Annotated in this window: 25 protein-coding genes; 9 read left to right on the top strand and 16 right to left on the bottom strand. The window is 30.6% G+C overall.

Features of this window, described 5'->3' with window-relative positions:
• Positions 1–71: 71 nt before the first annotated feature.
• The 6 genes from H0I27_RS06550 (at position 72) to ftsY (ending at position 4266) form a co-directional block, all read left to right on the top strand.
• Positions 72–680 (top strand): fumarylacetoacetate hydrolase family protein, encoded by a 609-nt coding sequence (locus H0I27_RS06550; RefSeq protein WP_218733038.1) that lies wholly within the window; start codon positions 72–74, stop codon positions 678–680.
• Positions 681–995: 315 nt separating this feature from the next.
• Complete coding sequence (locus tag H0I27_RS06555; RefSeq protein WP_218733039.1) at positions 996–2243, top strand: competence/damage-inducible protein A; 1248 nt, start codon at positions 996–998, stop codon at positions 2241–2243.
• Between the two features lie 82 nt (positions 2244–2325).
• Positions 2326–2565: a 50S ribosomal protein L28 gene (gene rpmB, locus H0I27_RS06560; RefSeq protein ID WP_158838598.1), complete on the top strand. Its 240-nt coding sequence runs from the start codon at positions 2326–2328 to the stop codon at positions 2563–2565.
• Between the two features lie 29 nt (positions 2566–2594).
• Entirely contained in the window at positions 2595–2777 is a 183-nt protein-coding gene (rpmG, locus tag H0I27_RS06565; RefSeq protein ID WP_068449915.1) for a 50S ribosomal protein L33, read from the top strand.
• A gap of 51 nt (positions 2778–2828) precedes the next feature.
• Complete coding sequence (locus tag H0I27_RS06570; RefSeq protein ID WP_218733040.1) at positions 2829–2981, top strand: DUF4295 family protein; 153 nt, start codon at positions 2829–2831, stop codon at positions 2979–2981.
• 310 nt (positions 2982–3291) lie between these two features.
• Positions 3292–4266 carry a signal recognition particle-docking protein FtsY gene (gene ftsY, locus H0I27_RS06575; protein WP_218733041.1) on the top strand — a complete coding sequence of 325 codons (975 nt, stop codon included), beginning with the start codon at positions 3292–3294 and terminating at the stop codon, positions 4264–4266.
• Between the two features lie 107 nt (positions 4267–4373).
• On the opposite strand, the gene cysK is transcribed toward ftsY, so the two are convergent.
• The 8 genes from cysK to H0I27_RS06615 all read right to left on the bottom strand — a co-directional run bounded on the left by cysK (position 4374) and on the right by H0I27_RS06615 (position 13795).
• Positions 4374–5288 (bottom strand): cysteine synthase A, encoded by a 915-nt coding sequence (gene cysK, locus H0I27_RS06580; protein WP_218733042.1) that lies wholly within the window; start codon positions 5286–5288, stop codon positions 4374–4376.
• Positions 5289–5535: 247 nt separating this feature from the next.
• The gene (locus H0I27_RS06585) at positions 5536–7737 is read right to left on the bottom strand and encodes a M1 family metallopeptidase (RefSeq protein WP_218733043.1); all 2202 of its coding nucleotides are present in this window, start codon (positions 7735–7737) and stop codon (positions 5536–5538) included.
• A 135-nt stretch (positions 7738–7872) separates the two neighbouring features.
• Positions 7873–9993 carry a M1 family metallopeptidase gene (locus tag H0I27_RS06590; protein WP_218733044.1) on the bottom strand — a complete coding sequence of 707 codons (2121 nt, stop codon included), beginning with the start codon at positions 9991–9993 and terminating at the stop codon, positions 7873–7875.
• Positions 9994–10054: 61 nt separating this feature from the next.
• Positions 10055–10480, bottom strand: a complete 426-nt coding sequence (locus H0I27_RS06595) for a DUF6702 family protein (protein ID WP_218733045.1) — start codon at positions 10478–10480, stop codon at positions 10055–10057.
• A 101-nt stretch (positions 10481–10581) separates the two neighbouring features.
• On the bottom strand, positions 10582–11373 hold the full coding sequence (locus tag H0I27_RS06600) for a carboxypeptidase-like regulatory domain-containing protein (RefSeq protein ID WP_218733046.1): 792 nt from the start codon (positions 11371–11373) through the stop codon (positions 10582–10584).
• 11 nt (positions 11374–11384) lie between these two features.
• A complete protein-coding gene (locus H0I27_RS06605) occupies positions 11385–12179 on the bottom strand; it encodes a carboxypeptidase-like regulatory domain-containing protein (RefSeq protein ID WP_218733047.1) in 795 nt (264 codons plus the stop codon).
• A gap of 11 nt (positions 12180–12190) precedes the next feature.
• Positions 12191–13003: a carboxypeptidase-like regulatory domain-containing protein gene (locus tag H0I27_RS06610; RefSeq protein WP_218733048.1), complete on the bottom strand. Its 813-nt coding sequence runs from the start codon at positions 13001–13003 to the stop codon at positions 12191–12193.
• A 9-nt stretch (positions 13004–13012) separates the two neighbouring features.
• Positions 13013–13795, bottom strand: a complete 783-nt coding sequence (locus tag H0I27_RS06615) for a carboxypeptidase-like regulatory domain-containing protein (protein ID WP_218733049.1) — start codon at positions 13793–13795, stop codon at positions 13013–13015.
• Positions 13796–13888: 93 nt separating this feature from the next.
• Between H0I27_RS06615 and pepE the strand changes: the two genes are divergently transcribed.
• Positions 13889–14590 carry a dipeptidase PepE gene (gene pepE / locus H0I27_RS06620; protein ID WP_218733050.1) on the top strand — a complete coding sequence of 234 codons (702 nt, stop codon included), beginning with the start codon at positions 13889–13891 and terminating at the stop codon, positions 14588–14590.
• 5 nt (positions 14591–14595) lie between these two features.
• On the opposite strand, the gene H0I27_RS06625 is transcribed toward pepE, so the two are convergent.
• The 8 genes from H0I27_RS06625 to tpx form a co-directional block, all read right to left on the bottom strand.
• Positions 14596–15330 (bottom strand): SDR family oxidoreductase, encoded by a 735-nt coding sequence (locus H0I27_RS06625; RefSeq protein WP_218733051.1) that lies wholly within the window; start codon positions 15328–15330, stop codon positions 14596–14598.
• Positions 15331–15384: 54 nt separating this feature from the next.
• On the bottom strand, positions 15385–15987 hold the full coding sequence (locus H0I27_RS06630) for a TetR/AcrR family transcriptional regulator (RefSeq protein WP_218733052.1): 603 nt from the start codon (positions 15985–15987) through the stop codon (positions 15385–15387).
• A 164-nt stretch (positions 15988–16151) separates the two neighbouring features.
• Complete coding sequence (ribB, locus tag H0I27_RS06635; protein WP_218733053.1) at positions 16152–17297, bottom strand: 3,4-dihydroxy-2-butanone-4-phosphate synthase; 1146 nt, start codon at positions 17295–17297, stop codon at positions 16152–16154.
• Between the two features lie 6 nt (positions 17298–17303).
• Positions 17304–18767 (bottom strand): LptF/LptG family permease, encoded by a 1464-nt coding sequence (locus H0I27_RS06640; RefSeq protein ID WP_218733054.1) that lies wholly within the window; start codon positions 18765–18767, stop codon positions 17304–17306.
• 62 nt (positions 18768–18829) lie between these two features.
• Positions 18830–19486, bottom strand: a complete 657-nt coding sequence (locus H0I27_RS06645) for an outer membrane lipoprotein carrier protein LolA (RefSeq protein WP_218733055.1) — start codon at positions 19484–19486, stop codon at positions 18830–18832.
• 37 nt (positions 19487–19523) lie between these two features.
• Positions 19524–21998, bottom strand: coding sequence for a DNA translocase FtsK (locus tag H0I27_RS06650; RefSeq protein ID WP_218733056.1), 2475 nt, complete (start codon positions 21996–21998; stop codon positions 19524–19526).
• 42 nt (positions 21999–22040) lie between these two features.
• A complete protein-coding gene (locus tag H0I27_RS06655; RefSeq protein WP_218733057.1) occupies positions 22041–22421 on the bottom strand; it encodes a diacylglycerol kinase family protein in 381 nt (126 codons plus the stop codon).
• 3 nt (positions 22422–22424) lie between these two features.
• Positions 22425–22922, bottom strand: a complete 498-nt coding sequence (gene tpx / locus H0I27_RS06660; protein ID WP_218733058.1) for a thiol peroxidase — start codon at positions 22920–22922, stop codon at positions 22425–22427.
• Positions 22923–23093: 171 nt separating this feature from the next.
• Here tpx and H0I27_RS06665 point away from each other — a divergent pair, with 171 nt between their 5' ends.
• Both H0I27_RS06665 and H0I27_RS06670 read left to right on the top strand, forming a co-directional pair.
• Positions 23094–23663: a fasciclin domain-containing protein gene (locus tag H0I27_RS06665; RefSeq protein WP_218733059.1), complete on the top strand. Its 570-nt coding sequence runs from the start codon at positions 23094–23096 to the stop codon at positions 23661–23663.
• Between the two features lie 130 nt (positions 23664–23793).
• Complete coding sequence (locus tag H0I27_RS06670) at positions 23794–25170, top strand: MATE family efflux transporter (protein ID WP_218733060.1); 1377 nt, start codon at positions 23794–23796, stop codon at positions 25168–25170.
• Positions 25171–25259: the final 89 nt, after the last annotated feature.

A 25259-nucleotide genomic window follows, 5' to 3' on the forward strand; every position in this document is an offset into this window, starting at 1 on the left:
GCAGTTGGCAGTTTAGAGTTATAACATACTTTAATTATAATTTTAAACCATTTAATTTTCAATACATAAAAATGAAAATAATTTGTATTGGGCGCAATTACGCAAAACACATAGAAGAATTAGCAAATGAAAGACCAGAGAATCCTGTTGTTTTTCTAAAGCCAGATTCTGCTATTTTACCAAGAAAAAATCCATTTTTTATTCCGCCTTTTTCTGATGACGTTCATTATGAAGTAGAGGTTTTGGTAAAAATAAATAAAGTAGGTAAACATATTGATGCAAAATTTGCTCATAAATATTATGATGAAATCGGATTAGGAATCGATTTTACCGCAAGAGATGTACAAGCAAAATGCAAGGAAAAAGGTTTGCCTTGGGAAAAAGCAAAAGCATTTGACGGAAGTGCCGTTATTGGTGAGTTTTATCCGAAGGAAGAATTTGATTTAGAGAACTTAAAATTTCAATTGTATAAAAATAATGAAATTGTTCAGGATGGTAACACCAATGCTATGTTGTGGAAAACCGATGAACTAATTGCTTATGTTTCTCAATATTTCACCTTAAAAAAAGGAGATATTATTTTTACAGGTACACCAGCAGGTGTTGGAAAAGTTGTAGAAAACGATAACTTAAAAGGTGTTATTGAAGGGAAAGAAGCTTTTAATATTAGAGTAAAGTAGGTTGATAAATTTTACGATACAAATAATAGTATCAATATTTGTTGGGATTTGTTTTATGTATTTGGCTAAAAGGTTTGAAAAAAATAATATCTTTTATTTTTGTATAGGTTTTTTTGTCTCTCTTGCAATCCGAATTATTTATTTACTTATTTATGGCTTTTTTACAGATTTTAAACTTCAGCAAGATTTTGAATCTAATAGAAATTTATCGGTCTTATTGAGTGTTATTCTTTCATATTTCCTTTTTGTTTTTTTACGAAAAAGATTAAAGAATAAAAATTTAGATTATCAAAATATAAATGAAATAGGCGCATAATGAATGCAGAAATTATTACAATAGGAGATGAAATTCTAATTGGTCAGATTGTTGATACCAATTCACAATTTATTGGTCAGGAATTAAATAAAATAGGAGTTTCAGTTTATCAAATTACTTCCATTCAAGATGATAGGCAACATATTCTTAACGCTTTAAAGGAAGCGCAAGAAAGAGTAGATATTGTTATTTTAACAGGTGGTTTAGGACCTACAAAAGATGATATCACTAAAAAAACAATTGCAGAATATTTTAATGATCATCAATTAATAGAATATCCTGAAGTAATTGAGCAAATAAAAGAGATGTTTATAAAAGTAAATCATCCTTTTAATGAAGTGCAAAGGTATCAGGCTCAATTGCCATCAAAAGCAACCTTATTAAAGAATGTTTTTGGTACAGCACCCGGAATGTGGTTTTACGAAAACGAGACTGTCTTTGTGTCACTTCCAGGAGTTCCGTATGAAATGAAAGGTTTAATTACCAATGAGGTATTACCAAAAATTCAACAGCAGTTTAAATTACCTTTCATTCTTCATAAGACAATTATGACCTATGGACAAGGTGAAAGCATGATTGCAGAAAGAATTGAAGATTTCGAAAACAATTTACCACCTTATATTAAGTTGGCCTATTTACCTTCATTTGGTAAAGTGAGGTTGCGTTTATCCGCCAAAGGTGCTCACAAAGGAATTTTAGAAAAAGAACTGAATGATAAAGTTGCAGAAATTTATCAATTAATACCCGAAATTATTACTGGTTTAGATGACGATAGTTCTTTAGAAAAAAGAGTAGGAGCATTATTAAAAAGAAATAATGAAACAATTTCTACAGCAGAAAGCTTAACTGGAGGTCAAATTGCAGCAAATTTAGTGTCAGTTGCAGGTTCATCGGACTATTATAAAGGTAGTTTTGTAACGTATTCTGCAGAAATGAAAATTAATTTATTAGGTGTTTCCGCAGAAACAATCAATAAATATAGCGTTGTTAGTAAGGAGGTAGCTTTAGAAATGGCAAGAGGAGTGAAGGCTAAATTGCAGACAAATTATGCAATTGCAGTTACTGGTAATGCAGGACCAAGTACAGATAATACAGACAAAAGTGTAGGTATTGTGTATATTGCTTTTATATCGGATACTACAGAGTTGGTGCAAGAATTTGACTTTGGCCAGCCAAGAGAAAAAGTAATTAATAGAACGGTAAGTAAGGCTTTAGAAATAGCAAATAAAGAAATTCTTAAAAAATAATTAAAATTGTTTTGTTCAGAATTAGAATTAAGTGTATATTTGCACCTCGTTTAGAGATAACACTATAAATACTGTCGAAAAGATGTCTAGAGTTTGTGAATTAACAGGTAAAAAAGCAATGGTTGGGAACAATGTATCTCATGCTTTAAATAGAACTAAGAGAAAGTTTGACGCTAATCTAATGACCAAGCGTTTTTATATCCCAGAAGAAGATAAATGGATAACATTAAAAGTTTCTGCTTCTGCATTAAAAAATATTAACAAGAAAGGAATTTCTTCAGTTATAAAAGACGCGAGAGCTAACGGATTTTTAACTAAATAAGCGCTCAAGCGATTTAAAATTTTATACAAATGGCAAAAAAAGGTAACAGAGTTCAGGTAATTTTAGAATGCACAGAGCATAAAGCTTCTGGTAAAGCAGGTACTTCTAGATACATTACAACAAAGAACAAAAAGAACACTCCTGATAGAATGGAAATTAAAAAATTCAATCCTATCTTAAAGAAAATGACTGTTCACAAAGAAATTAAATAATTAAACTGTCTAGAACTCAGAATAGAGCACATAGATTAAAAAACTTAGACAATGGCAAAGAAAACAGTAGCATCGTTACAAACATCTTCAAAAAGATTAAGTAAAGCTATCAAAATGGTAAAATCTCCTAAATCTGGAGCTTATACTTTCGTAGAAACTATTTTAGATCCTTCTAAAGTAGATGCTTTTTTAGCAAAAAAGTAGTAATTACTACATAAAAATATATAAAACTACTTTCTAATTTAGAAGGTAGTTTTTTTTGTGTCTTATAATTACGTATTTTTGGGCGTTTCCTAAAAAGGTCGCGCTTTACATTATATCTTTTCTTAGACTGTTATGGTTAAGAAAATTTTGTGGTTTTAATGAAAATCTTTAAATTTAAATTAAATAATTATATTTATAAGAAAAGGATGTCATTTCAATCGCTAACGCAAGCTTTTTTAGTGACAATTTGACCAAACCCAACAAGTGGCACGTTTTTTAACGTATTGCTATTATAGTATAAAAGATAAAAATGAGTTTTTTTAAAAAAATATTTTCAAAAGAAAAAAAAGAAACCTTAGACAAGGGATTAGAAAAGTCTAAGGAAAGTTTCTTTGGCAAACTAACCAAAGCTGTTGCAGGTAAATCTAAGGTAGATGATGCTGTTTTAGACAATCTAGAAGAAATATTAGTAGCTTCTGATGTTGGTGTAGGTACAACGCTTAAAGTTATTGAAAGAATAGAAGATAGAGTTGCCAAAGACAAATATGTTGGTACAGATGAATTAAATAGAATTCTACGTGAGGAAATTGCAGGCTTACTTTCTGAAACCAATATTGGTAACGAAACTGAATTTGTAATTCCGGAAATCCCTAAAGACAAGGACGGTAATAAAATGCCTTATGTTTTAATGGTAGTTGGTGTAAATGGAGTTGGTAAAACAACTACTATTGGTAAATTAGCCGCACAATTTAAAAAGCAAGGATTAAAAGTTGTTTTAGGTGCAGCAGATACTTTTAGGGCAGCAGCAATAGATCAATTACAAGTGTGGGCCGACAGAACAGGTGTACCAATTGTACGTCAAGAAATGGGATCTGATCCAGCTTCTGTAGCTTTTGATACTTTAAAATCTGCAGTAAATCAAGATGCAGATGTTGTTATTATAGATACCGCTGGTCGTTTACATAATAAGATAAACCTAATGAATGAGTTGACCAAGATAAAACGTGTTATGCAAAAAGTGGTAGCAGATTCTCCACATGATGTATTGCTAGTTTTAGATGGTTCTACTGGTCAGAATGCTTTTGAACAAGCAAAGCAATTTACTTTAGCAACAGAAGTTACTTCTTTAGCAGTTACTAAATTAGATGGTACAGCAAAAGGTGGAGTTGTTATTGGTATTTCAGATCAGTTTAAAATTCCTGTAAAATATATTGGAGTAGGAGAAGGAATTGATGATTTACAAGTGTTTAATAAACATGAATTTGTAGATTCATTTTTTAAATAAACCAATCTTATTTTATTTTATAAAAATCTGAAATAAATTCAGATAGACAAAAAAAGAAGCCTCACAAATTGTGAGGCTTTTTCTATGATTATACTTTTTGTAAATTATTATTCTGTTAAAAGACCTTCTACAGAAAGATAACGTTCTCCAGTATCATAATTCATGGTTAATATAACTTCTTCACCTTTTAAGGTTGCTAACTGTTTTCTAACAGCCGCTAAAGAGGCTCCTGTAGAAATACCTACTAAGATTCCTTCTGTTTTTGCAATGTTTTTAACTTCTGCAAATGCTTCTTCATTCGTTATTTTAACAGCACCATCAATTATGTCTTTATTGAATGTTTCAGGAAAGAAGCCTGGTCCAATTCCTTGTAATTTATGAGGTCCTGGTTCGCCTCCAGAAATAATAGAAGATCCTGTAGGTTCCACTGCCAATACTTTTATACTCGGATATTTTTCTTTTAAAACCTCTGCCATACCTGTAATATGTCCGCCAGTTCCAACACCAGTAATTAAATAATCTAAACCTTCAGGAAAGTCGTTTACTACTTCTTGAGCAGTAGTTTTATGATGGATTTCTGGGTTTGCAGGATTTGTAAATTGCGATGGCATCCACGCATTTTTATTTTCAGCGACCATTTCGTGCGCCTTTGCGATAGTACCTCCTAAACCAAGTTCTTTAGGGGTAAGTACTAAATTAGCTCCGTAAGCTTTCATTAAAGCACGTCTTTCTACGGACATAGATTCTGGCATCACTAAAGTAAGCTTCAAGTTTTTTACAGCAGCTACCATTGCTAAACCAACACCAGTATTACCAGAGGTTGGTTCTATAATTTCTGTATCTTTATTTATTAGGTTCTTGCTTTCAGCATCTTCAATCATTGCCAATGCAATTCTATCCTTAATACTTCCACCTGGGTTTGCTTTTTCTAGTTTCATCCAAACATTTGCATTTGGAAATAATTTTGCCAATCGTACAACCGGTGTGTTACCGATACCTTCTAATATATTATTGATTTTCATGAAAATTTTATATTTAGTTTGTATTGTTATTTCTTAGAGTACTAAGTTAGAAAATTCAGTTAAAATAGCCTTAGTATTAATCCTAATTTAATCCTAAATTAGAAATAGGAGTTTTAACATTTCTTAAAAAGTATGGTGTTTTATAGAATTCCTTAAATGGACTAAAGTAAGTTGCTTGTAAAGTTATATCATAAAAAAAAGCCCCACAAATGTGAGGCTTTTTATATGAGAATAAGTAATCAGTTACTTATTGATTTACTTTACTTTTAAATTTATCAAACTCATTAGATTCTTTTTTAGGCCAGCTATTGTTAGAAGTATCTACATCTGCTGTTTCAAAATCTGGATCTACAGTTATGCTTGTAATTTCTTTGGTAGAAGAAAAAACTCTTTTAGCACTAGTGTCATTTTTCATCCAAATCTGTGCCGGAAATGTTTGTTTATCAGTAGTTCCATCTGCATAGGTTAATCCTACAATAATTGGCATTACTAAACCTCCTGGTTTTTCAAATTCTACTGCATATAAATAAGAAGGAACTTCTTTGCCATTTGTGTGAGCATCCATTGCTTTTGCATTGGCATCTTCTTTTTTATCTGTGATGTAAACTAATTCTCCTAAACCATCAAAATATTGCTTGTATTGTTCTTTTAACTTTGTAACTCTTTCATTAGGTTTGTCTGTTAAATATAAAGGTTTTACTTCTTTAATACCGATGTCTGTTACATCTGTAGTATAGAACCAACCTCTCCAAAACCAATCTAAATCCATCGCAGAAGCATCTTCCATTGTTCTAAAAAAATCAGAAGGTGTTGGGTGTTTAAACATCCATCTTTGCGAGTAGGTTCTAAATGCGTGGTCAAATAATTCTGGTCCCATAATAGTTGTACGCAAAATGTATAAAGCCGCTGCAGGTTTTGTGTATGCGTTTGGTCCAAATTGTTTTACGTAATCTCCTTGAGACATAATAGGGGAGATATTACTTTGGTCTCCGCCCATGTATCTTGTTATTTCTTTAGCTGGATTTTTTGAAAACAAATCATAATCATAAGAAAACTCTGCTAATATTTCTACAAAAGAGTTTAAACCTTCATCCATCCAAGTCCATTGTCTTTCATCAGAATTTACAATCATCGGGAAAAAGTTATGACCTACTTCGTGAACAATTACTCCAATCATTCCTTTTTTCGTTCTATCAGAATAGGTTCCATCAGGATTAGGACGACCAAAGTTGAAACAAATCATTGGGTATTCCATTCCTTGTCTTTCTGAGTGTACAGAAATTGCTTTAGAATATGGGTAGTCAAACGTTAATTTAGAATATTCTATTAAAGTGTGTGCAACTGCTCTTGTAGAGTGCTCTTCCCATAAAGGATTTCCTTCTTTAGGATATAAAGAAACCGCCATTACGGTTTTACCATTTATGTTGGTAGCCATGGCATCCCAAATATATTTTCTAGAGGATGCGAAAGCGAAATCTCTAACTTTTTCAGCTTTAAATGTCCAAGTTTTTGTTTTGGTAGCACGCCCTTTTTCTGCTTCTTCAGCTTCGGCTTGTGTAACAATCATTACTGGGTTATCAAAAGTTTTTCTTGCTTTTTCCCAACGATTACGTTGTGTCTTCGTTAAGACATTTTTTTCGTTCTGTAAATCACCAGTTGCATCTACAATATGATCAGCAGGTACCGTTATGTTTACTTCATAGTCTCCAAACTCTAAAGCAAATTCACTACGACCCCAGAATTGCATATTTTGCCATCCTTCTACATTGTTATATACCGCTAATCTTGGAAAGAATTGTGCAATAGTATAGTTGTTGTTTCCGTCAGGGAAAGTTTCTAAACCAGAACGTCCACCATCTTTATTAATATCGTTGATTTTATAATTCCATTTAATGCTAAATTTAAAAGTATCTCCAGACGCTAATGGTTTAGGTAAATTAATACGCATCATGGTTCTGTTGATAAAGTGTGATAAAGGTTTACCATTACTTTCTACTTCTTCAATATTAAAACCAAAACCTTTCCCTTCATTCATAAAGTCTTTTTGGAAATTTTCTGGAGTTATAAAAGGAGTTGCTCCAGTAGATTGAGCTAAAGGTGTTTTAGAATCATCTGCTCTCATGTTTTGATCTAACTGTACCCATAAATACTCTAATTGATCCTTAGAGTTATTGTGATACGTAATTGTTTCATCTCCATAAATTTTGTTAGTGCTTTCTTCTAAACGAATGTCCATTACATAATCAACTTTTTGTTGCGTGTATTGACTTCCTGGTGCACCAGAAGCAGCATGTTGATCATTAGGAGTTGCCAAAACATCTTTTAGTTGTCTAAACTTGTTTTGGTCTGTGTGCCCTTGTAGGGTTTTACTTTCTTCTTTTTTTTCTTGTGCAAAAGTACCTGCAGCAACAAAAAATAAAGAAAATACGAATAAAGTGAATTTTTTCATTTGAGTTATTTGAATTAAAAGTGAGCTAAACTATGAATATTGTTGGATATTTGTTAAAAAAAGTTAAAACTTTAACAAATTTTTATAAAAAAAAGCGATATGTTGTCATATCGCTTTTAATTATTTATCTTTTTGTTATCCTTTTATTTTACTTTTAAATTTATCAAACTTATTGTTTGTTTCTTTTGGCCAGCTATTGTTACTTGTATCTACATCGGCAGTTTCTAGCTCTGGGTCTATTACAATACTTTCTATTTGTTTCGATGAAGAAAAAACTTTTGTTATTTCAGCATCATCATATCTCCAAATTTGTGCAGGATATGTTTTCTTTTCTTTAGTACCATCTTTATAATTGAACTCTACTATAATTGGCATCACTAAACCACCAGGTTTATTATAGGTAATTTCATAATGATATTTACCATGTGTATTAGAAAAACCTAAACCTTCTGTAGTATCTTCGGTAAACTCTACACTATCATTATCTGTTTTTGTGTAAAATTTCTTCACACCTTTAATACCTATATCTGTTACATCAGTTGTATAAAACCAACCTCTCCAAAACCAATCTAAATCTACACCAGAAGCATCTTCCATTGTTCTAAAGAAATCAGCAGGAGTTGGGTGTTTAAACATCCATCTTTGAGAATACGTTCTAAATGCGTGATCAAATAATTCATGTCCCATTATAGTTTCTCTTAAAATCCATAGCGCAGTTGCTGGTTTACCGTAGGCATTATTTCCAAATTCATAAACATTATCTCCTTTAGACATAATTGGAGAAATTTTAGATTGATCTCCGCTCATATAACGTACAATGTTTTTAGGCAAACCTCTACTTAGTGGATAATCTTTTTCATAAGCCATCATAGCTAACATTTGTACATAAGAGTTTAAACCTTCATCCATCCATGTCCATTGTCTTTCATCAGAATTTACAATCATCGGAAAGAAATTATGTCCAACTTCGTGAATTGTCACACCAATAGTTCTGTATTTTTGTCTATCAGAATAACCACCATCTGGTAAATCTGGTCTTCCAGGATTAAAACAAATTTGTGGATATTCCATACCCATTTGTCCGTCTACAGAAATTGCCTTGTGATATGGGTAATCAAAAGTATATTTAGAATATGTTTTTAAAGTTTGTACAACTGCTCTTGTAGAGTGATCTCCATATAAAGGATTTGCTTCTTTAGAGTATAAAGAATAAGCCATTACAGTTCTACCATTAATATCTACTGCCATTGCATCCCAAATAAATTTTCTAGAGGTTGCAAATGCATAATCTCTTACATTTTCAGCATAAAATTTCCAAGTTTTTGTTTTCTTAGATTTTGTTTTTTCAATTTTTGTAGCTTCTTTTTGAGTACGGATTATAATAGGGTCATCAAAAGAAGTTTTTGCTTTTTCTAATCTTTTTAATTCAGTCTTGGTTAAAACTTCACTTTCATTCTTTAAAACTCCAGTTGCACCTAACATGTGATCGTCTGGTGTAGTAATATTTACGGTGTAATCTCCAAACTCTAAGGCAAATTCAGATCTACCCCAAAATTGGTCATTTTGCCAACCTTCTACATTATCATAAACACATAATCTTGGAAAGAATTGAGCAATTACATAATTTTTGTTTTCGTTTTCTTCAAAATATTCATAACCAGATCTACCTCCTTGAGTTCTATGGTTATTAATGTTATACCACCATTCTATTTTAAACTTATAAGTTTCTCCTGATGCTAATGGTTCAGCTAAATTAATACGCATCATTGTTTGATTGATCGTATAAGATAATTTTGCACCATCATTTGTTGTTACACTAGTAATTTTAAAACCACCATCAAAAGCTTCTTCAGGATAAGCTCTATCAAAACGAGCTTTGCTAAGTTTAGTAGGTACTTTACTAGATTGAATATCTGGAGTTTTAGAATCTGCAGCTCTCATATTTTGGTCTAATTGTACCCATAAATATGTTAATTCGTCTGCAGAGTTGTTGTGGTATGTAATGGTTTCTGCACCTGTAATTCTGCTTTTTTCATCATCTAAAACAATGTCCATTACGTAATCTACCTTCTGTTGTGTGTAGTTTTTACCTGGCGCTCCAGAAGCAGTTCTTTGCTCATTAGGGGTTGCTAACACATCTTTAAGCTGTCTAAACTTGTTTTGGTTTGTGTGACCTTGTTTTGTGGTTGTTTCTTGGCCAAAAACAGCTGATCCAACAAAAAATACACTTAATAGTAAGAATGTAATTTTTTTCATTTGTACTTGAATTGATTAGCGGTACAAATTAAGAATAAGTTAGAGAAAAAGTTAAAATGAGTTAAAATTTTAACAAACCTTTATCATTCTTTGCGGTTAATAGAATACTTTTGTGCTTTTTGCCAACTTTACTCTTTATTAAATTTTCTTGTTGTGGAAAGTGTTTGGTTAAGATTTTATTGGTAACTTCTATGTTGTTAAGCTCTTTAACGTCTTCAATTTCTAAATAAAAATAGACCAAATCTCCATCATATTCTTTACCGATATAGTTAAAATTTCTAGGAACATCATTTACCTTTAAATGGAGTTTACTGTTTAAGTATTTAATAAAATAAACGTCGTTATCTTTTAGTTCTTCTTTTGTGGTAAGTTGTAAATCAATATTGTAGTCTTTATTTAGGGCGAGTTCAATATCATCCATAAAAACATTGATTGTTATCTGAACAGCTTGCAATTCACTTCTATACTCAATTTGAGTGAGGCTCAAATAATACTTATGAGCGGAGAAGGATAGTAGGGGAATTATTAATAAAATTAAAATAGATTTTTTAGTATTCATGCTGGTTTTAAAATAATTATTCTGCCAATTTACTCTTTTTTTATGATTTGTAAATAAGGCATACTTTCTTTCTGAAAAATTTTGATGAGTTCTAAAATATTACCTTCTTTGTGAAGACGTTCTATATCTAAAGGATTACAATAGTCTAGAAAATGAAAGTAATTGTCTTTCGGGATTTTTAATTCTTCAAAGAAAAATGGTTCACCAAGTTCAGATAGTATTTTATATGGAACTTCTTTTTTACGTTTTAACTCTTTGTTTAATAAACTCTCTTTATCTTTAAAAGGTATTACTACTTTAGCTCCAACACCACCAAACATTTGTGTAGGATCTGTTTCAACTTTTTGTGGTCTTACTCTTTTGTCTATATAATCATCTTCTTCAGCTCGTTTTAAATTCACGTTAGAAAAATCCATAACCTTTCTTAATAAGGAGTCTCTTTTATCTGTAGGTACTTCCTTTAAATCAATTCCTAATCGTCCTGTTAAATTGTGTTTTTTTAGTTCGAATTCATCTAAAACATAAGTACTGGGTTTTAGTTTTATAATGATGAATTTATTGTTGATATTTTGTTTCGTCACATAAAACTTTCTTGTAACGTACTGTATCGATGAAATACGTAATGAGTCTCCTTGCGAAACATATATTCTAAAAGTACCGTCATCCGAAGAAAAAGTACCTTGGTTTGTTTTTAGGTTGATAATATTTGCATTTTTAATGATACCTAAAGAATCTATTACTTTTCCATTAATCAGTACTTGTTGCGCTAAAGAATTAGAGGCTAAAATGAATACATAAAGTTGAAGTAGTTTTATAATCATAGAAAAATAATTTATTCTTTTTTTATGATTTGTAAATAAGGCACACTTTCTTTCTTAAAAATTTTGATGAGTTCTAAAATCTTACCTTCTTTATGAAGGCGTTCTATGCCTAAAGGATTACAGTATTCTAGAAAATGAAAGTAATTGTCTTTCGGGATTTTTAATTCTTCAAAGAAAAATGGTGCACCAAGTTCTATTAGTATTTTATCTGGAACTGCTTTTTTACGATTCAACTCTTTACGTAATAGTAGGTCTTTAAATTTAAAAGGAATTGATGCGCTGCCGCCACCACCACCAAAAGAATTTGCAACTGTGTTAACAATTGGAGGTTTCATTCTTATGTTTGCATCAATTCTTGTGTCTACGAGTTTAAAATTGACTTTAGAAAAATCTAAGTTTTTTTGTAATAAAGAATCTTTTCTATCTGTTGGTACCTCTTTTATATCGACACCTAACCTTCCTATTAAATGATGCTTTTTTAATTCAAATTCATCTAAAACAAACGTATTTGTACCCAATCTAATGGTAATAAATTTATTGTTGATAATCTCTTTGCTTATTCTTAGTTTTCTGGTAATATGCTGCACAGACGAAACTTGTAAAGAATCTCCTTCTTTAGCATAGATTCTAAACACTCCATCATCCGAAGAAAAAGTACCTTTATTAGTTTTTAGGTTGATGATGTTCACATTCTTGACAGTACCCAAAGAGTCTACAACTTTACCTGAAATTAAGGTTTGCCTTTCTTGGGATAAAGAGGTGCATGTTACAAAAAATAATAAAAATTGAAGTAGATTTTTTTCCATGCACAGCTGTTTTATTCTTCTTTTATGATTTCTAAATACGGAACACTTTCTTTCTGAAATATTTCTATAAGTTTTAAAACTTTATTTTCGTTATATATTTTATCGAGATCTAAATAATCACAATAATCTAAAAAATGATAATATTTTTCCTTAGGGATTTTTAATTTTTCAAAGAAAAAATCTTCACCAAGTTCTAGTAATATTTTGTTTCCCAATGCTTTTTTACGATCTAACTTTGCGTCTAGTAATTGTGTTTTTTCGAATTTTTTAGAAGAAAAAAGACTTCCAATTAGTCCAGCAGCATTAAGTCCTGAGTAAGAATTGGCAACGGTATTTACTACTTTAGATTTTGCTCTATCATTAGCATCAATTCTATGATCTTTTAACGAGAAGTCTACATTAGAAAAATCCATATTACTTTTTAATAAAGCGTATTTTTCTTCAGTAGGTATGCTTTTAACATCTACCGCCAATCTACCAATTAAGTCATGTCTTTTTAATTCGAATGCATCCAAAACATAGGTATTTGGTTTTAGTATAATAATAAGCGCTTTATTTTCTATAATTTGCGGAGTAATCTTTATCTTTTGTGTGATGTGTTGTATGGATGAAATTCTTAAAGTATCTCCTTTTTTAGCATAGATTTGAAAACGCCCAGAATCCGAAGAAAATGTACCTTGATTGGTATTTAGGTTGATAATATTTGCATTTTTTACAATGCCAAGAGAATCTAAAATTCTACTAGAAATTAACGTCCCATTATTTTGAGACAACGAGGGGAGTGTTATAACAAATAAGAAAATAGTAAGTAGTTTTTTTTCCATTCAATAGGGTTATTGGTTCGTTAAGTAGAGTTCTTCGTCAACTATTCGTTTAGGAAATAGTTTGCTTTCTCTCATTAATAACTTAAGCACATCTAATTTGTTTTCTCTCTTAAAAATGCGAATGATATTTTTATCTATACAATCATTTAAAAACTGATTGATATAGATTTTTTCAATTTTTAAATCTGTGATAAAAAAGTCATCGGTAAAATAGTCTCTTACTTTTTTAAGTTCCGTATCTTCTAAAGCCATTTCCTTTAGTTGTTTTTCTCTTTTTGCATTTCCGTTTAATATATTTATTAAATTGTCTAAATTAACAGAAGCTCCAGATTGAAATTTTACAATAGATTTATCTTTTTTTGCTTTTACATTAGCATAGGGTAAATTTAAGAATTTTGCGTCTACGACGATACCATTATTTTGCAGTATTTCTGGATCTTGGTAAAAAATACTACGTTGTTTCTCTAATACCATTTCTTTTAAAACAACCGTTTCTTCTTCTAATGGAATGCTTATTCTTTTGGTTGAAAGCATTTTGTCTGTAATAATAATATGCTTGTCTATATATTTTAAATGAGAGTAATATAAAGTATCTCCTACTTTAACAGGTATTTCAAAAAAACCATTGGTATTGGTAATCGTACCAATACTTGTATTTTGGTTAATGATATGAACATCTGGAATAGCCAAACTATCTAAAACAGTTTTACCAGTTAGGTTAGTTCTTTTTTCTTGAGCTTCTAAGGATAGAAAACTTATAAAAAAGGCAAGAAAAGTAATCGCTTTTGACATTAATACAAAGTAAAGAAGTACGTGTCTTAAAACTCTATTAAGAGAATTGTAAACTTGTGTTAAAATGAATAGTTAAATTCTTATTTTTGGACTATGAAAAAAATGATTATTGCAAGTACATCAACAGTACACGGAAGTAGCTATTTAGAATATTTATTACCTACTTTAAAAACACATTTTAAGGAAGTAAAACAATTACTATTTATTCCATATGCAAGACCAAGCGGAATTAGTTATGACGAGTATACTACAATAGCAAAAAATGCTTTTTCAAATATTAATATTGATGTAAAAGGAATCCATGAATTTGACAATGCTAAAGAAGCAATTCAAAATTCTGAAGCTGTTTTTACTGGAGGAGGAAATACTTTTGAGTTGGTCAATCAATTGTACAAAAACGATGTATTATCAACTTTAAAGCAAGTGTTAGATAACGGTACTCCGTACTTAGGTACAAGTGCCGGTAGTAATATTTGTGGTATAAATATGAAGAATACCAATGATATGCCAATTGTGTATCCACCTAGTTTTACAACTTTAGGATGTATTCCTTTTAATATAAATGCGCATTATTTAGATCCTATTGAAGGTTCTACTCACATGGGAGAAACAAGAGAAACACGTATCAAAGAGTTTCATGTTTTTAACGAAACTGCAGTTTTAGGTCTGCGAGAAGGAAGTTGGTTAGAAGTTATTAATGATGATATTTTTTTAAGAGGTAAATTGACTGCCCGTTTGTTTGAACAAAATAAGCAGCCAATAGAATTAAAAAGTGGGGGATTAATTAAATTTTAATCATTTTATACCATAGCTCCGTTTGCACCAATAACTTGACCAGAAACCCATTTAGAATCATCGCTTGCTAAAAATAATGCGACTCTAGCAATATCTATAGGTTTTGCTAATCTGTTAAAAGCGTTCATAGAACTTAATTGTTCTATAAATTCTGTTGATTTTCCTTTTAAAAATAATTCGGTTTCAGTTGGTCCAGGAGCTAATGCATTTACAGAAATTCCTCTACCGATTTCTTTAGAAAACACACGTGATATTTGTTCTACGGCAGCTTTTGTTGCAGAATAAATGGCGTATGTTGGTAACATTAATTTTACGGTACTAGAAGAGATGTTAATGATATTACCATTATCAGCAAGTTTACTTTCCGCTTCTTGTAAAGTATTATACAAGCCTTTTACATTTACGTTAAAATGAGTGTCGAAATCTTGTTCGGTAATGTCTTTTAATTTTTTAGATTTCATAACACCTGCATTGTTAACTAGAACATCTATTTTGCCATAAACCTCAATGGTTTTATCAAATAGATGTGTTACTTCTTTTCTGACACTAACATCTGCTTTTATAGCTATTGCTTCCCCGCCGTTGGCGATTATTGTTTTTACGGTCTCATTCGCTTCAGCTTCACTACTAGAGTAATTTACAATTACTTTAGCTTTATTTTCTGCGAATAATATTGCCATCTCTTTTCCGATTCCTTTAGAAGAACCTGTAATAATAACTACTTTGTTTTTTAGTTTCATTTTTTTAATTTTTTATTAAAAGATACTATGTGGTATGTTTTTTATGAAAATAAATTAGACTTTAATTTTATTGATATAGGCAGATAAACCTAACGTGTATTGGTCAATAATTTCATCGTTGTCATATAGCTTTCGTATGCCTCTAATGCCTTCAAAAGCACTAATTAAATAAATAGCTGTAGCCTCACTGGAAATGGATTGCAAAATACTATTTTCATTTTTCCCTCTTTCAATTAAATGTATCAATGCAGATTTCCATTCCTCAATAATATTTTTTAAAGCAATTTGATAGATTTTTTCAGAGTCTCCAACTTCATTTATAAAGTTATTCATTGGGCAGCCAGATTGCTTTTCATCTAAAGGGAAAGATTTAATTCTCTCTAAAAAAGTCTGTTTTAAGAGATCAATGGCATTGCCAGAGTTGTAAAGTGGAGAGATCATTCCATCATAAACTCTTTTTTGAATTTTAAGCTTAATAACAGCAAGACCTAATTCTTTTTTGTTTTTGTAATGGTGATAGAAAGCACCTTTGGTAAGTTGAGTTTTTACCATTATTTTATCGACACTGGTTGTTTTAAAACCGTCTTTGTAAAATAATTTAAAGGATTCATCGAGAATTAATTGTTTGGTAAATTCCGACTTTTGTTTTTGTAACATAAACCAAAGTTAATAAAAAATACTAAGTAGTATGTTTTATTAACTTTAATTAACATTTGACTTATTTTAATAAAAAACAAATATCCTCTAGGTTGCGCCTAGAGGATATTTGATTTCAAAAAAAAATATTTAAAAAATGTTGATTTTTAAATAGGGTAAAGGCATTAGTATCCTACATAATCTACAATCTCTAAACCATAACCAATCATACCAACACGTTTAGTTTGTTGTGTATTTGTAATTAATTTTAATTGACGAATGTTTAAATCATGTAAAATTTGAGCACCAATTCCGAAATCTTTGTTGTCCATTTTAATTTCTGGAGCTTTGATATTTCCGTTTTTTTGATTCTCTTTTAAAGTAGACAATCTACTCAATAAGTTTTGAGATTGATTTTGTTGGTTTACAAATATAATAGCCCCTTTTCCTTCATCATTAATCACCTGAAACATTTGGTCTAGTTTCTTATCTGCATTATTGGTTAAGGTTCCTAAAATATCATTATTTACTAAAGTAGAATTTACTCTAGTTAAAATAGCTTCGTCTTTAGACCAAGAACCTTTTGTTAAGGCAATATGAACTTGGTTATTGGTAGTTTGTTGATATGCTCTTAATCTAAAATCTCCAAATCTAGTCTGTAAATTAAAATCTTCTTTTATTTCAATTAAAGAATCATGCTCCATTCTATAAGCCACTAAATCTTCTATAGAAACAATTTTAATATCAAACTTTTTAGCAACTTCTAACAATTGAGGTAAACGAGCCATGGTACCATCCTCGTTCATGATTTCTACAATAACACCCGCTGGCTGTAAACCTGCTAAACGAGCAAAATCTATAGCAGCTTCTGTATGTCCTGTTCTTCTTAAAACACCACCTTCTTTAGCAATTAATGGAAAAATATGACCAGGTCTTGCTAAATCAAAAGATTTAGTGTCTTTATCTACTAATGCTTTTATAGTTAAAGCTCTATCCCCGGCAGAAATACCAGTTGTAACTCCTTTACCACGTAAGTCTACAGAAACCGTAAAAGCCGTTTCCATTGGGTCTGTATTGTTATTCACCATAACGTGTAAGTCTAGTTCTTTACAACGTTTTTCTGTTAAAGGTGCACATATTAATCCTCTACCATGTGTTGCCATGAAATTAATCATTTCAGGCGTCACTTTTTCTGCTGCAGCTAAAAAATCTCCTTCATTTTCTCTGTTTTCATCATCTACAACAATAATAATTTTACCGTTTCTTATGTCTTCAATTGCTGCTGAAATTGAATTTAACTCTGTACTTTTTTTAGTGTTTTGAACAGTCATAATATCTTATGCTTCTTTTTTTGTAAATATTTTTTTAAAAAAATTGATAATCGGTTGCGTAATGGCATCCATATTAAAAATCCCTTTGTCTCGTGTAGCTCTTCGTGTTAAGATAATACCAATTGGAACCATAATAAAAGCAGATGACCAAGAACCTAAAAAGGAGGTGACCTTACTTTCTTCTGCTAAATTTTTACCAAAAGTATTACTAAAGAAATAGGTTACGTAAATAGCAATAGCTAATATCATAGGCAAACCAAAACCACCTTTTCTAATAATTGAACCTAAGGGTGCACCAATAAAAAAGAGAATTAAACAAGATAACGAAAATGAAATTCTATTATAATACTCCGTATCGAAAAAATTTAGATTTTTTCTTTTGTATTTAATGGAGGTTTGACCATTTTTAATAGAGCTTAAAGCGCGTTCTGTTTTTGTAGTGGCTGAGTTTAGAATATTAATTTTAGATTGTAAGTCAAAATTTTCTAAGACATCAATATCAATGTTCTCTGTTTTTAATGAATCTGGGTATTGGTATAAGTCTTTTGCAACTGTTGTTGCATATAAGTTCTTAGATTTTAGCAATAAAGCTTCATCATAACTTGCTTTTAAGTCGGGTATGGTGTCACTTAATTGATTTAAACTAAGCATCATAAAGTTTTTAGTGTGATCTGTTTTACTTAAATCATCATCTCCAGTAACAGAAGACATATCAATGTTAAATTCGTATTCTTTAAAGGTAGCGTTTGATGCCGCCATTTTTTTTCTTTGTAAATTCGTTTTGGCCGTTTTTGCGTGTTCTTGATAGTAATAACCATCATATAGAATAAAAGTCATATAACGACTTCCTTCTTCAGATATAATTTTACCTCTTTCTGCGGTAATTACCTTTTGGTTCCCTTTTCCAGCAGTTAAATCGTAGATTAATACTTTTTTTAATAAACTTACTTCTTTTCCGTTTTTACCTTCTTCATCAAATTTTTCATCAAATTTAATTTGAAAACCAGGTAAATCACTATTAAAACTTCCAGCGACTAATGCAAGTGCTGGTTGTTTCTTTTTAATATTTAAGTATAAATTCTTCTGCTTTAAAACGGCATAAGGATAAATATTGTTTAAAAATAAAAAGTTAATACCACTAAGAATTAGTGTTAAATAAACTAAGGGTCTTACCAAACGTTGTAAGGAAATACCTGCAGATTTTGCTGCTGCAAATTCGTAGTTTTCACCTAAAGTACCCAATGCCATTATAGAAGATAAAAGGACTCCAATAGGCAATGCTTGTGGTGTAATAATTAAGGTAGAGTAGTATAAGAATTTTAATATAAAAGGCAAGCTAATTCCTTTACCAGCAATGTTTTCGAAGGTTTGCCATAAAACTTGCATCACCAAAACAAAAAGCACGATTAGAAACGTAGCTATAAAAGGAACTAAAAAGGTTTTTAAGATGTATCTATCTAAAATTTTCATCTAGGCAAAAGTAGTTTCTTATCTTCAAATAAGCTACTAAATTTCTGTTAATTGGAAAATAATTAATCTATTGAGAAGTTTAGCTTTTTGTATTTTGCTTCATCAAATGAAAAATGCGAACTAGGCAGGTTTTGGTTGCTTTTAAATTCATTAATTGTAAAGGTTGTTTTAGAACCGTTAGAACCTGTCTGAATCAATTTATAAATGTGCTTTGTTTTTGCATCAATTGCCAATTCTACTTTTACAATATCAGAAGCGCTATCTATTGGGCTTAAGGTAACTAGTTGAATTTTTCTGCCGTTTAAGTTTTTTAAATTTCCCATTTCAAAATTATAACCTTCTTTGTAAAAAGTTAATAATTTAGAAGGGTAAATAAAACCATCATCACCACTCATATCACCATCTGTAACCGTAATTTCTTTTTCATCATTATTAATTACATACAGTTTTTTTCCGTCGAAAATAAATTGATTTCCTAAGTAATTAAGGCTGTATTTTTCTCCGGATAGTGCAATTTTTCCTCTAATTGGTGGCTCATCGCCTTCCATGATACCTGCGTCTTCGTTGCTTAAGGTTTGACTAAAGCTAATAGACATGTTTTTATAAGCTCCCATTGTTGTAGAAACTTCATCTAAAAGAGATTTTGCTTTTTCTGCATTTTGAGAAAAAGTGATGGTTGTTAAAAATAAACTTAAAAATAATATGGTTACTTTTTTCATAATTATAATTCTTATCATCTCGATCGTAGTCGAGAGACTATTGGTTCTTTTCGTTTTCTAATAATTGCTCTAAGGCTATAAAATCTGGAACTAACACTTGTCTTGCTTTACTTCCTTCAAAACCACCTACAATACCGGCAGCTTCTAACTGATCTATTAATCTACCAGCTCTATTATACCCTAATTTTAATTTCCTTTGTAATAGAGAAGCAGATCCTTGTTGGGCCGTAACAATAATTTCTGCGGCATCTTTAAAGAGTTTGTCTCTATCGGAAATATCTATATCAAGACTCGTGCCACTTTCATCATCTACGTACTCTGGTAATTGATACGCTTCTGCATAGGCTTTTTGAGAACCAATAAAATCTGTAATTTTTTCAACTTCTGGTGTGTCTACAAAGGCACATTGTATTCTACTAAGATTGTTTCCTGCTGTATATAGTAAATCTCCACGACCAATTAATTGATCTGCTCCACCAGCATCTAAAATTGTTCTAGAATCTATTTTAGAGGTTACTCTAAATGCAATTCTTGCAGGAAAATTTGCCTTAATAATACCTGTAATTACGTTTACAGAAGGTCTTTGTGTTGCTACAATTAAATGAATACCAATTGCTCTAGCAAGTTGTGCCAAACGTGCAATAGGAGTTTCTACTTCTTTACCAGCCGTCATAATTAAATCGGCAAACTCATCAATAACCAAAACAATGTATGGTAAAAATTGATGTCCGTCATTAGGATTTAATTTACGTTGTTTAAATTTAGCATTGTATTCTTTAATATTACGAACCATAGCAGCTTTCAACAAATCGTAACGATTATCCATCTCTATACAAAGCGAATTTAAGGTATGTACCACTTTAGTCGTATCTGTAATAATAGCTTCTTCTACATCTGGTAATTTTGCTAAATAATGACGTTCTATTTTATTAAACAAAGTAAGTTCTACTTTCTTTGGATCTACTAAAATAAACTTTACTTCTGCAGGATGTTTTTTATATAAAAGTGATGTTAATACTGCATTTAATCCAACAGACTTTCCTTGACCCGTTGCACCTGCCATTAATAAGTGAGGCATTTTAGCTAAATCTACCACAAAAGTTTCATTAGAAATGGTTTTACCTAAAGCAATAGGTAATTCCATAGTAGATTCTTGAAATTTCTTTGATGAAATTACAGAATGCATAGAAACAATGGTCGATTTTTTATTAGGTACTTCTATACCAATGGTTCCTTTACCAGGGATAGGAGCAATAATTCTAATTCCTAAGGCAGATAAAGACAGTGCAATATCATCTTCTAAATTTTTAATTTTAGAAATTCTAATTCCTGCCTCAGGTACAATTTCATATAAGGTAATAGTTGGTCCTACAGTAGCTTTAATTTCTGCAATACCTATTTTGTAGTTTTTTAAAGTATCTACAATTCTATCTTTGTTAGCTTCTAATTCTTCTGGATCTATAGAAATAGATTCATTGTATTGTTTTAAAAGGTTGAAGGTTGGGAATTTGAAATTTCCTAATTCTAGGGTAGGGTCAAACTCACCAAAATCTTTTACCAATTGATTGGATAAATTTTCTGTAGAATGCTCTTCATCTCTTCCAATAGCAACATCAATCTCTACATCTATTTCTACCTCTTTTTCTTCTTCTTTCGCTATTTCAGTTTTTAATACAGGTCCTGTACTTTTTTCCGTGTTTAAAGAAATTTCTTCTTTTTTAGACGATACATCAGAATATTTAGAAATTGTTGGTTGTTTTTTTTCTAAAGATAATTCTACAACAGATTTTTCTTTCTGATCATTTTTTAAAGGTACCGTTTCTGTTTTTTCTACAGTTTTTACAGATGTAACGGTTTCTTGTGTTGTTTCATTAAAAACGGCTTCTTCTGCTTTTCTGGCTTCTCTTTCTTCTCGCTTTATTTTTAAGGTTTCTATGTACTTATCAAAAGTAACTTTATAACGTAAAACTAAATAAGCAATAAAAAAGAAGGTTAAAAGAATGACCAAACCAGTTTTACCTATAAATGCTTGTAAAAACTCATTAATTTCATAACCGATAATACCAGATAACAATGCGTACTTGTCATATGCAAAACCTAACGTTATAGAAATCCATATCATCACCAAAAGAGACCAGTTCCAAGAAATTATTAATGAAGAGAATTTCTTTTTAAAAAGGATATACCAACCTGTTAAAAGTATCTGAAATGCGACTATAAAAGCTGCTATTCCAACCCCAGAATAGATGAAAAAGTTACTTAAATTAGCGCCAATTTTTCCAAGTAAATTTTTACTTCTAACTGTTTTATCTGCAAATTCTTTAAGTATGCTTTGATCTTCTTGCCAATTAAAGAAAAAAGAAATAAAAGCAATACAGAGGAAAATTGAAAATAAAATTAAGAAAGATCCTAAAATTGTCTTTGCTTGTCTTGTTTTAAAATATGCAAAAATACTCGGTTTTTGTTCCGAAGAATTTAAGGGTTTTTTTGAACTTGTTCTTCTCTTAGCCATTAATAATTTTTGGTCGTTTTTAGCATTAAATAAAAAAATCAACTAAAATAAGATCGTTATTTTAGGGATGTATATAAAACCTGCAATAATTAATGAAGTAAAAGCTGCAAAGCTTGGTGCGCCTGCAGCTATATCTTTAATAAAACCTATTTTCTCGTGATAATCTGGGTGTACAAAATCTGCCACTTTTTCTATGGCAGTGTTTAAAGCTTCTGCCACTAAAACGAGGCCGATAACGATAAACTGAAACATCCATTCTATATTAGAAATATTAAAATAAAAACCTAAAATAGTAGCAAGTACAGCAACAAAAAGTTGTGCTTTTATGCTGTCTTCTGTAGTCATTAAAAGCCACATACCTCTTAAGGCAAACTTAAAACTACGAAGTCTTCCTCTTATAAAGCTATCATTAGGATTCTTCATAAATTAAATTGCGTTTAAAGCAGCTGTATAATTAGGTTCGTCAACAATTTCAGAAACTTGCTCTGTATACGCAACGTCTCCTTTTTCATCGATAATAACAATAGATCTAGAGTGTAAATGTGCTAAAGGACCATCTGCAATTTCTAATTCGTAAGATTTTCCGAAGTTACCATCAGCAAAATCAGATAACATTACTACATTATCAATACCTTCTGCACCACAAAAACGAGCTTGAGCAAATGGTAAATCTTTAGAAACACATAAAACAACAGTATTTTCTAAATCTGCCGCTTTTTTATTAAATTCTCTAACAGAAGTAGCACAAGTACCTGTATCTACACTAGGAAAAATATTTAAAATTACCTTTTTACCAGCAAAATCTGATAAACTTTTTTGAGATAAATCTACTGCAGTTAGTTTAAAATCAGCTGCTTTAGTTCCTGTTTTAGGTAAGTTACCTATTGTATTTATTGCATTTCCTTTTAATGTGATATTTGCCATTTCAGTATGTTTTTAGTATGTTTTTTAGAACTTCAAAAGTAATGATAATTAAATTATTTATGGAAATATTCTTGTGATTCATTTTATTTTTAAATTTATTTTAAAACCGTAACTAAAAAAATCTCGTAGATATGTTGAACACAAATTATTATTAATTTTAAATATCAAATTATGAAAACCTTAAATTTTTTTAAAGTAACAGTTTTAATGCTTAGTTTAGTAATTAGTCAAAATTTTAGTGCACAAGAAAAAACAAAAATGGTGGGTGGAGCAGAAATGTATCCTTCTAAAAATATTGTAGAAAATGCCGTAAATTCTAAAGACCATACTACATTAGTGGCAGCTGTAAAAGCAGCAGGTTTAGTAGATGTATTAACTAGTGAAGGACCTTTTACTGTTTTTGCACCTACAAATAAAGCGTTTGATATGTTGCCAGAAGGTACTGTAAGTACTTTGTTAAAGGCAGAAAATAAAGCGAAATTACAAACAATTTTAAAATACCATGTTGTTGCAGGTAATTGGAGTGCTAAAGAAATTGTAGCCTTAATTAAAAAAGGAAACGGTAAAGCTGCTATTAAAACAGTAAGCGGAGGAACCATTACTGCTTGGATGAAAGGAAAAAACGTTTATATTTCTGATGAAAACGGAGGGAAAGCTAAAGTTACTATTGCAGATGTAAACCAATCTAACGGAGTAATACATGTAATTGATGCTGTTTTATTGCCAAAACCAGCAATGTAAAAACGGTATTTATTAGTATTAAAAATCCACTTTGAAAAAAGTGGATTTTTTGTGTTTTTATTTTATAGATAGCAACGATTTATTCTAATTACAAGTTGTATTTTTGCACTCCGTAAAAAGAACAATAAGCGTGAATATTTCTCAATATACATCAGAATTTAAATACAATTGGAAGCTTGCAGCACCAGTAATGTTAGGTATGCTTGGGCATACATTTGTAAGTTTTATAGATAATATAATGGTTGGTCAAATGGGAACTGCAGAATTAGCTGCGGTTTCTTTGGGGAATAGTTTTATGTTTATCGCCATGTCTATAGGTATTGGTTTTTCTACAGCTATTACACCTTTAATTGCAGAAGCAGATTCATCTGATAATCTAAAACAAGCAAAAGCTACGTATAAAAGTGGTTTGTTTTTATGTACCTCCTTAGGTATTATCTTATTTGCTGGAGTCTATTTCTCTAAGCCTTTAATGTATTTAATGAAACAACCCAAAGAAGTGGTAGAGTTGGCAATTCCGTATTTAGATTTGGTTGCTTTTTCACTAATTCCTTTAGTTATCTTTCAGGCAATTAAACAGTTTAGTGACGGTCTTTCTATGACGAAATATCCAATGTATGCGGCATTAATAGCAAATGTTATAAACATTGTTTTAAACTATTTATTAATTTTTGGGAAATTTGGTTTTCCAGAAATGGGGATTATTGGTGCAGCGTATGGTACGTTAGTTTCTAGAGTTGTAATGGTGCTTTACTTATGGTTATTACTGCGTTATAAAGAAAGGTCTGCAGAAATAGTAAGAAATATAAAATTCTTTGTTTTAGATGTTTTAACGATAAAAAAAATTGTGAATATTGGTTCTTTAAGCGCTATGCAAATGCTTTTTGAAGTTGCTATTTTTACAGCAGCAGTTTGGTTAAGTGGTTTGTTAGGGAAAAACCCACAAGCAGCAAACCAAATAGCCTTAAACTTATCTTCTATGACATTTATGGTTGCAACGGGTTTAAGTGTTGCTGCTATGGTTAGAGTAGGAAACCAAAAGGGATTACGAGATTATAAAGAATTGCGTAGAATTGCTTTTTCTATCTTTTTATTAGGAGTATTGTTAGCGGTGTTTTTTGCATTACTTTTCTTTATTTTTCATAAAAGTTTACCTATGATTTATGTAGATTTAAGTGATACTACAAATTATATAGACAATATGGAAGTTGTTTCTATTGCTTCAAATTTATTAATAGCAGCAGCTTTTTTTCAAATATCAGACAGTATACAAGTTGTTTTTTTAGGAGCTTTGCGTGGTATGCAAGATGTTAAGGTACCTACAATTCTTACTTTTATTTCTTATTGGGTTATCGGTTTTCCGGTTTCTTATTATTTCGGAAGCGAAGAAATGTATGGTAGTTTTGGTATTTGGTTAGGTTTGCTTGCAGGTTTAACAACAGCTTCTATTTTACTATTTATAAGATTTAATTCATTAACTTTAAAGTTGATAAAAGAGAAAAAATAATAGTGTCCCCTCGAGCGCAGTCGAGAGGTTCTTAAAATAAATAAATTAGTTCTCGACTGCGCTCGAACAGACAGCATCTATAATCAATA

It is taken from the genome of Polaribacter sp. HaHaR_3_91 (assembly GCF_019278525.1).
Taxonomy (GTDB): Bacteria; Bacteroidota; Bacteroidia; order Flavobacteriales; family Flavobacteriaceae; genus Polaribacter.

What these genes read in the sequence shown, in the direction of transcription:
- H0I27_RS06550 (WP_218733038.1), top strand. Translation starts at nt 72, where the DNA reads ATGAAAATAATTTGTATTGGGCGCAATTACGCAAAACACATAGAAGAA.
- H0I27_RS06555 (WP_218733039.1), top strand. Translation starts at nt 996, where the DNA reads ATGAATGCAGAAATTATTACAATAGGAGATGAAATTCTAATTGGTCAG.
- rpmB (WP_158838598.1), top strand. Translation starts at nt 2,326, where the DNA reads ATGTCTAGAGTTTGTGAATTAACAGGTAAAAAAGCAATGGTTGGGAAC.
- rpmG (WP_068449915.1), top strand. Translation starts at nt 2,595, where the DNA reads ATGGCAAAAAAAGGTAACAGAGTTCAGGTAATTTTAGAATGCACAGAG.
- H0I27_RS06570 (WP_218733040.1), top strand. Translation starts at nt 2,829, where the DNA reads ATGGCAAAGAAAACAGTAGCATCGTTACAAACATCTTCAAAAAGATTA.
- ftsY (WP_218733041.1), top strand. Translation starts at nt 3,292, where the DNA reads ATGAGTTTTTTTAAAAAAATATTTTCAAAAGAAAAAAAAGAAACCTTA.
- cysK (WP_218733042.1), bottom strand. Translation starts at nt 5,288, where the DNA reads ATGAAAATCAATAATATATTAGAAGGTATCGGTAACACACCGGTTGTA.
- H0I27_RS06585 (WP_218733043.1), bottom strand. Translation starts at nt 7,737, where the DNA reads ATGAAAAAATTCACTTTATTCGTATTTTCTTTATTTTTTGTTGCTGCA.
- H0I27_RS06590 (WP_218733044.1), bottom strand. Translation starts at nt 9,993, where the DNA reads ATGAAAAAAATTACATTCTTACTATTAAGTGTATTTTTTGTTGGATCA.
- H0I27_RS06600 (WP_218733046.1), bottom strand. Translation starts at nt 11,373, where the DNA reads ATGATTATAAAACTACTTCAACTTTATGTATTCATTTTAGCCTCTAAT.
- H0I27_RS06605 (WP_218733047.1), bottom strand. Translation starts at nt 12,179, where the DNA reads ATGGAAAAAAATCTACTTCAATTTTTATTATTTTTTGTAACATGCACC.
- H0I27_RS06610 (WP_218733048.1), bottom strand. Translation starts at nt 13,003, where the DNA reads ATGGAAAAAAAACTACTTACTATTTTCTTATTTGTTATAACACTCCCC.
- H0I27_RS06615 (WP_218733049.1), bottom strand. Translation starts at nt 13,795, where the DNA reads ATGTCAAAAGCGATTACTTTTCTTGCCTTTTTTATAAGTTTTCTATCC.
- pepE (WP_218733050.1), top strand. Translation starts at nt 13,889, where the DNA reads ATGAAAAAAATGATTATTGCAAGTACATCAACAGTACACGGAAGTAGC.
- H0I27_RS06625 (WP_218733051.1), bottom strand. Translation starts at nt 15,330, where the DNA reads ATGAAACTAAAAAACAAAGTAGTTATTATTACAGGTTCTTCTAAAGGA.
- H0I27_RS06630 (WP_218733052.1), bottom strand. Translation starts at nt 15,987, where the DNA reads ATGTTACAAAAACAAAAGTCGGAATTTACCAAACAATTAATTCTCGAT.
- ribB (WP_218733053.1), bottom strand. Translation starts at nt 17,297, where the DNA reads ATGACTGTTCAAAACACTAAAAAAAGTACAGAGTTAAATTCAATTTCA.
- H0I27_RS06640 (WP_218733054.1), bottom strand. Translation starts at nt 18,767, where the DNA reads ATGAAAATTTTAGATAGATACATCTTAAAAACCTTTTTAGTTCCTTTT.
- H0I27_RS06645 (WP_218733055.1), bottom strand. Translation starts at nt 19,486, where the DNA reads ATGAAAAAAGTAACCATATTATTTTTAAGTTTATTTTTAACAACCATC.
- H0I27_RS06650 (WP_218733056.1), bottom strand. Translation starts at nt 21,998, where the DNA reads ATGGCTAAGAGAAGAACAAGTTCAAAAAAACCCTTAAATTCTTCGGAA.
- H0I27_RS06655 (WP_218733057.1), bottom strand. Translation starts at nt 22,421, where the DNA reads ATGAAGAATCCTAATGATAGCTTTATAAGAGGAAGACTTCGTAGTTTT.
- tpx (WP_218733058.1), bottom strand. Translation starts at nt 22,922, where the DNA reads ATGGCAAATATCACATTAAAAGGAAATGCAATAAATACAATAGGTAAC.
- H0I27_RS06665 (WP_218733059.1), top strand. Translation starts at nt 23,094, where the DNA reads ATGAAAACCTTAAATTTTTTTAAAGTAACAGTTTTAATGCTTAGTTTA.